The organism is Robinsoniella sp. (assembly GCF_034124845.1).
The window spans coordinates 1-6,609 of record NZ_JAWYAJ010000051.1 but is presented as its reverse complement, the minus strand read 5'-3'; the positions used below and the strand labels follow the sequence as shown (position 1 = coordinate 6,609).

The following is a 6,609-nucleotide window of genomic DNA, read 5'->3' as shown; positions in this document are numbered from 1 at the left end:
CATTTACTGCGCATACCGTGAGAAAGTGATTCAGGAGTGCAAAAATCCCATCGCGTAAGCGATTATAAATGGATTTTTGCAGTAACAGGGCAGCTTGTCTGAACTGTTACAAATTCACAAAAAAATAGGGATGCTGCTACACCCCTCTCTTAGATTTTATATCTGTAATCTCCATTCAAGATCACCATGAGCTAATCCAAGAATTAAAGATTCCGCAGTTGCAATATTGGTTGCAATTGGGATATTATATTTATCACAACATTTTGATATTGTGTAAATATCCGGCTCCTTAGGATCTACCATCGCCGGGTTGTAGAAAAAGATTACCATATCCAGGCCATTTCTCTCAAGCATCTCTGTAAACTGCTTATCTCCTCCCACACTTCCAGGGAGAAATTTGTGAACGCGGAGATTTGTTACATCTTCCACACGGCGTCCCGTAATTCCTGTCGCATAAATTTCATGTTTGCTAAGTATATGCTTATATGCAAGACAAAAATCTTCAATTAAACTTTTTTTAGTGTTATGTGCAATAATACCGATATTCATCTAACCATCCTTTTTTCTCTTCTTTCTACCGATTATAACATATAAATAGGGAAAATGGAAAATGTTTTTTTGATTTTATCTAAATTTGTAAAAAATTGAAAAAATTTCCAGTTTAGAATTTCAATTAATTCATATACTAGGAAGGCAATAACAAATTGCAAATAAAAAAAAACAGACAGAAAAAAAGGAGGGGTTATGATGTCAAACAGATCATCTAACACAGCAGCAGTACCAGAAGCAAAAGGAGCTTTAGACCGTTTCAAATTTGAGGTAGCTAACGAATTAGGAGTTCCGTTAACAGATGGTTACAATGGTAACTTAACTTCCAAACAGAATGGTAGCGTTGGTGGCTATATGGTTAAGAAAATGATCGAAGCTCAGGAAAGACAGATGTCCGGCGGAGCAAGCATGCCAGCAGGTAACATGTCTGCAGGTAACATGTCTGCAGGAAGCACTTCTCAGTTCTAATCTCAAAAACGAATTCTTTCGTATTTGACAAAAGAAAGGGCCCAGATAATTTTATCTGGGCTTCTTTTTTGTTTGCTAATAACTTAATTTCTGATATTAACTGTATCACTGTTATTAACTTTCTTTTTGCTTTTATCTATAAGTACACATTACCGGTCACATCGCCGTTGATTACAAAATATGCCGCATTCTCTTCCGGTTTTAAGTATACGTCTATGGATTTAATATCCGCAGCTTTGTTTTTCAAAACCTTCGTCCAATGTTCCTTTGCCTGTTTCGTAATATCTTCTACATTGATTTCTTTTCCAAGATACTGTAAAAAGATCGTTTCTTTTACAACTGCTTTGTTCGCCGGAGCTTTTTTTGCTGCTGGCTTTTTCTCAACCGGTGCTTTTTCAGCTGCAGGTTTCGCTGCTGGCTTTGCCGCTGTTTTCGCTGCTTTCGTTTTTGCTGTAGATTTCGCTGCCGGAGCCTTCTCCGCTGTTTTCTCTTCTGTTGCTTCTGTTACTTCCGTAACTTTTTCTTCTGCTGCTTTTGCAGCAGGTTCTGCCTTCCTGACTGCTCTCTTTGATGGTGTTTTTGTTGCTTTAGTGGCTTCTGTCGTACCTGCTGCTGTCTCTTTTACGTTTGCTTTTACGGTTTTCATACATTTTCCTCCTCGCAAAACACTTCCATGCATATATATCATTTACATAAAGCATAATATACCATTTTTTCAAAAATAGCAACTATTTCTTCTATAAATTGATACGGACAAAGCCTGAAAGCATGTACTCCCGGAGTTTTTTATCCAGATAAAAGTACTCCGGTTTTCCGGACAATTCTCCCTGATCCAGAATATTCTGGGCAGCCTCACTTGCCTTTTGCAGGATGGATGCATCCGTAAACACATCCCCGATTTTAAACTCCAGCAGACCGCTTTGGCGCACACCGAATACATCTCCCGGTCCCCGGAGTTTTAAATCCTCACTGGCGATAAAAAAGCCATCGTTGGATTTATTCAGAATTTCCAAACGCTCTTTTACTTTTTTGCTGTCTGACGCCCGCACCATGATACAGTAAGACTGGTATTGTCCCCGTCCTACTCTTCCACGGAGCTGGTGAAGCTGTGCCAGACCGAAGCGCTCTGCATTTTCTATCATCATTACAGTGGCATTTGGTACATTTACACCAACCTCCACCACGGTAGTGGAAACCAGTACATCAATTTCATGATTTAAAAAACGTTCCATAATGCTGTTCTTTTCTTTTGGTTTCATCTTCCCATGAAGATATTCAATCTGAATATTTCCATCCAGCGCTGCTCTCAGCCGGTCGGTATACTCAATGACATTTTCAGCCTCGATGGTCTCGCTTTCTTCAACCATAGGACAGATGATGTAAGCCTGGCGCCCTGCTTGAACTTCATTTTGAATAAAAGCATATGCTTTTGGGCGGTACCTGGTATCCACCACACAGTTTTTAATTGGCAGACGGTTAGCCGGAAGTTCGTCAATCACGGAGACATCCAAATCTCCGTACAGAATTACAGCCAATGTCCGGGGAATCGGCGTAGCACTCATAACCAGCACATGGGGCATTTCACCCTTTTCGGAAAGCGCCTCCCTCTGGCGTACACCAAACCTGTGCTGTTCATCGGTAATCACCAGCGCCAGATTTTTGTAATTCACTTTTTCCTGAATGAGAGCATGTGTACCAATGATGATATCTGCCAGCCCGGTTTCTATTTTATCATATGCCGTCCTTTTTTCTTTTGCCGTCATGGATCCGGTTAAAAGCACCGGCTTAAAATCTAGCTGCTGTTCCTTTAGAAGTCCTGAAATGGATTCAAAATGCTGTACCGCCAATACCTCCGTAGGTACCATTAAGGAGCCTTGATATCCATTCTCGGCTGTCATAATCAATGCCAGAATAGCAAGTATGGTTTTCCCGGAACCAACATCACCCTGGACCAGCCTTGCCATTACTTTGGGACTTAACAAATCTTTTTCAATTTCTTTCCATACCTTTGCCTGTGCCCCGGTTAAGGAGAATTTCAGGTTCCCGATGATCTGATCCGTCAGCGGTGTTTTCTGCATATGAAAACTGTGGTACAAATCTTCTGTGCTGTCTTTCAAACGGCGAAGCGCCAGGATAAACAGAAAAAACTCATCGAATACCAGCCGGTTTCTGGCAAGCATCACATCGTGCATATCTTTTGGAAAGTGTATCTGCTCTATGGCATAGTGAAATTCAGCCAGATGATATTCTTTTCTGATATCTTCCGGCAGATAATCATGATATTCTTCCAGAAGTGGAATTGCCTGACGCACCGCTTTGGTTATCATATTATTGGTAAGTCCGGGTACTAAGGTATAGACCGGCTGCATCACATGGAGCATTTCCTGGTATTGATCTACACGAAAAACAGCAGGTTGTTCCATTAACAACTGCTGTTCTTTGCGTGAAATCTTCCCACGGAATATATATTTACTTCCCCTTTTCAATGTGTTTTTTAGATAGGGCATATTGAACCAGGTCAGGCGGATCATGCCGCCGCTGTCATCCCTTATAACGGTATTGGTGATCTGCAGCCGCCTGACTCTTTTCACGTCCAGCGTCTGCACAACCGTACCATAAACTGCTGCAGACACATCATCGTCCGAGATCTCAGATACCTGCACGATGTTATCGTAGGTATCATAATTTCTGGGGTAATAATTCAGCAGATCATCGATTGTCTGTATCCCTGCTTTCTGGAATACCAGAACCGTCTTTTCACCAATTCCTTTTAATTCCTGAATGGATGATTCCATATTCATCATAGTTCACCTGTTACTCTACGGAAATCACGTAATAATAGATTGGCTGGCCTCCGGAATAAACTTCTACATCACAGTCCGGATATTCTCTGCGGAATTTATCCCCAAGTTCGTTTGCCGCCTCTTCTGTTACTTCTTCTCCATAATAGATGCTGATTAACTCAGAATCATCATCCATCATCAATTCTACCGTCTCATTTGCCACTGCTTCCAGTTTTTCTCCAACCGCCAGAATAGAATGATCACCAATTCCCATAATATTGCCTTCTTTGATATCTTTGTCATCAATATGAGTATCGCGAACTGCATAGGTAATCTGTCCAGTTTTAACATGCTGAATCTCTTCTACCATGGCTGCTTCGTTTTCTTCCGGCGTTTTCTCCGGGATATAATTAATGATTGCCGTAATTCCCTGTGGCACAGTTTTAGTAGGAATAACAATAATTTTCTTATCTTTTGTCAACAGCTTTGCCTGGTTTGCGGCAAGAATAATATTTTTATTGTTTGGAAGGATATAAATGGTCTCTGCATTCACTTTTTCAATTGCATTTAACATATCTTCCGTACTTGGATTCATAGTCTGTCCGCCTTCGATGAGGTAATCCACACCAAGCCCTTTAAATATTTCCCCTATTCCTTCTCCGATGGAAACAGAGATAAAGCCAGCTTCTTTTGGCGGCACATCCGAAACTGCCTGTGCTTTTACCTGATCTTCTGCCTGCTGCTGCAGCGCAAGCTTTTCTGCATCTTTGATCAGTTTCTCCTGATGTTCTTCCCTCATATTATCAATTTTCATGCGGGATAACTCACCATAAGTCAGTGCACGGGAAATTGCCTTTCCAGGGTCATTGGTATGTACATGAACCTTGACAATCTCCTCATCAGCTACAACGACAATGGAATCACCAATGGATTCCAGGAATCCCTTAAATTCCATTTCCTGTTTATCCGACAATTCACTTTTGGTCATAATAATAAATTCTGTACAATATCCAAACTTAATATCCGCTTCTGCCTGAGGGGTAATCTTCGTTACACTTCCCTGTGCAGACGCTCCCTCAATGGTATAATCGATTTCTTTGCCAAGGAATCCGTCATAAGCTCCTTTTAGAACCTGCACCAGTCCCTGTCCGCCGGAATCTACCACCCCGGCTTCTTTTAATACCGGAAGCATCTCCGGTGTCTGTGACAGAACATACTCCGCATGCTCAATCACTTCTTTTAGAAACTGCTCCATACTGACATCTGTCTCCGCAAGCTCTGCAGCCTTTTGTGCAGCGCCTTTGGCTACCGTAAGAATCGTCCCTTCCTTGGGTTTCATAACGGCTTTATAAGCGGTCTCCACCGCTTTTTGGAATGCACCCGCCAAAATCTGGATATCAATTTCTTCGTGCATTTTAATCCCTTTAGTAAAGCCACGAAACAGCTGTGACAGAATAACGCCCGAATTTCCTCTCGCTCCCCTTAAAGAACCGGATGAAATCGCTTTCGCCAACACCTCCATGTCAGGATCGGTAAGTGCCGCCACCTCTTTTGCCGCAGACATAATCGTCAATGTCATATTCGTTCCTGTATCTCCGTCGGGAACAGGGAATACATTTAATTCATTGATCCATTCTTTCTTAGACTCCAGATTTTTAGCACCCGCCAGAAACATCTTCGCACACAGACTGGCATTTATCGTATTTGTTACCACAACAAGTTCCTCCTTAATCAATCGATCTTACGCCTTCAACGTAAACATTTATTTTTTCAATCTCCATGCCGGTAAACTCTTCTACCTTATATTTTACATTACTGAGTAAATTATCCGCAACGGCTGAAATGCTTACGCCATATGCCACAATCACATGAAAATCCAATGATATTTTATTTTCTTCCACCCGTACGTTAATCCCATGCTTCAGGCTTTCTTTTCTTAAGAGCTTTACCAAACCATCTTTCATATTAACAGCAGCCATACCAACGATACCAAAACATTCAACGGCAACACTGCCTGCATAAGTAGCGATTACATCAGTATCAATCAAGATAGAACCCAGATCTGTATCCATGCGTCCCTTCATATCGTTACCTCCAACTTTTAAATTATAATATCTCTGCGTACATTATACCCTCTTTTCACACAAAATGAAATATTAATTTTAATTTTTAACAATTTATTTCATAATTTTTTATTTTTCACTTGCAAAATATGGTGCCATCTGATAGAATAACTAGTGTTGTGAGTCTATATCCAGTACAGGCTTGCGCAAATAATGAAGCGATACACCAGATATTCTTTCTAGAAATACCAAAGTGTATTATTTGATTATTTGTGGAATGCTGTGCAAGAGTGAAGACGAATATTAAAGTCAAGGAGGTGCTTATTCATGGCTAAATGTGCTATTTGTGAAAAGGGTGCTCATTTCGGAAACAATGTGAGTCATTCTCATAGAAGATCGAACAAAATGTGGAAATCTAACATCAAATCAGTTAAAGTAAAAGTTAACGGAGCTGCTAAGAAGATGTATGTATGTACTTCTTGCTTAAGATCCGGTAAAGTTGAAAGAGCTTAGTTAGAGGAACCTCTCACCATTGGTTGAGAGGTTTTTTTGCAGAAAACGACTTCCCACACACCAGCTCGTATAGCGTTGCTTAAATTGCTATGTTACAGGGATTTACGCAACGCTGTACGAGAGCCAGTCCCAATGCTGAAAATCGGCATTGGGACTGGCTTATTTTAATCTATTCGCTTTACAGATTTGCTTCACCGTTTTGATAAATTTCGTGCTGTCAGTCAGTATTAAGC

Annotated in this window: 7 protein-coding genes; 2 read left to right on the top strand and 5 right to left on the bottom strand. The window is 40.9% G+C overall.

What is annotated here, in order from left to right:
• Positions 1–156 precede the first annotated feature (156 nt).
• Entirely contained in the window at positions 157–549 is a 393-nt protein-coding gene (locus ACH2DQ_RS02690; protein ID WP_394911183.1) for a methylglyoxal synthase, read from the bottom strand.
• Between the two features lie 198 nt (positions 550–747).
• Here ACH2DQ_RS02690 and ACH2DQ_RS02685 point away from each other — a divergent pair, with 198 nt between their 5' ends.
• Entirely contained in the window at positions 748–1,017 is a 270-nt protein-coding gene (locus tag ACH2DQ_RS02685) for a small, acid-soluble spore protein, alpha/beta type (protein ID WP_394911182.1), read from the top strand.
• Between the two features lie 136 nt (positions 1,018–1,153).
• On the opposite strand, the gene ACH2DQ_RS02680 is transcribed toward ACH2DQ_RS02685, so the two are convergent.
• From ACH2DQ_RS02680 to ACH2DQ_RS02665, 4 genes are all read right to left on the bottom strand, one after another.
• A complete protein-coding gene (locus tag ACH2DQ_RS02680; RefSeq protein ID WP_394911181.1) occupies positions 1,154–1,663 on the bottom strand; it encodes a DUF6465 family protein in 510 nt (169 codons plus the stop codon).
• A gap of 91 nt (positions 1,664–1,754) precedes the next feature.
• Positions 1,755–3,821 carry an ATP-dependent DNA helicase RecG gene (recG, locus tag ACH2DQ_RS02675; protein ID WP_394911180.1) on the bottom strand — a complete coding sequence of 689 codons (2,067 nt, stop codon included), beginning with the start codon at positions 3,819–3,821 and terminating at the stop codon, positions 1,755–1,757.
• Positions 3,822–3,831: 10 nt separating this feature from the next.
• Positions 3,832–5,475: a DAK2 domain-containing protein gene (locus ACH2DQ_RS02670; RefSeq protein ID WP_394911449.1), complete on the bottom strand. Its 1,644-nt coding sequence runs from the start codon at positions 5,473–5,475 to the stop codon at positions 3,832–3,834.
• A 52-nt stretch (positions 5,476–5,527) separates the two neighbouring features.
• On the bottom strand, positions 5,528–5,884 hold the full coding sequence (locus ACH2DQ_RS02665; protein ID WP_394911179.1) for an Asp23/Gls24 family envelope stress response protein: 357 nt from the start codon (positions 5,882–5,884) through the stop codon (positions 5,528–5,530).
• A 306-nt stretch (positions 5,885–6,190) separates the two neighbouring features.
• Here ACH2DQ_RS02665 and rpmB point away from each other — a divergent pair, with 306 nt between their 5' ends.
• A complete protein-coding gene (gene rpmB, locus ACH2DQ_RS02660) occupies positions 6,191–6,376 on the top strand; it encodes a 50S ribosomal protein L28 (protein ID WP_027293983.1) in 186 nt (61 codons plus the stop codon).
• Positions 6,377–6,609 lie beyond the last annotated feature (233 nt).

What these genes read in the sequence shown, in the direction of transcription:
- ACH2DQ_RS02680 (WP_394911181.1), bottom strand. Translation starts at nt 1,663, where the DNA reads ATGAAAACCGTAAAAGCAAACGTAAAAGAGACAGCAGCAGGTACGACA.
- ACH2DQ_RS02690 (WP_394911183.1), bottom strand. Translation starts at nt 549, where the DNA reads ATGAATATCGGTATTATTGCACATAACACTAAAAAAAGTTTAATTGAA.
- rpmB (WP_027293983.1), top strand. Translation starts at nt 6,191, where the DNA reads ATGGCTAAATGTGCTATTTGTGAAAAGGGTGCTCATTTCGGAAACAAT.
- recG (WP_394911180.1), bottom strand. Translation starts at nt 3,821, where the DNA reads ATGATGAATATGGAATCATCCATTCAGGAATTAAAAGGAATTGGTGAA.
- ACH2DQ_RS02670 (WP_394911449.1), bottom strand. Translation starts at nt 5,475, where the DNA reads ATGTTTCTGGCGGGTGCTAAAAATCTGGAGTCTAAGAAAGAATGGATC.
- ACH2DQ_RS02665 (WP_394911179.1), bottom strand. Translation starts at nt 5,884, where the DNA reads ATGAAGGGACGCATGGATACAGATCTGGGTTCTATCTTGATTGATACT.
- ACH2DQ_RS02685 (WP_394911182.1), top strand. Translation starts at nt 748, where the DNA reads ATGTCAAACAGATCATCTAACACAGCAGCAGTACCAGAAGCAAAAGGA.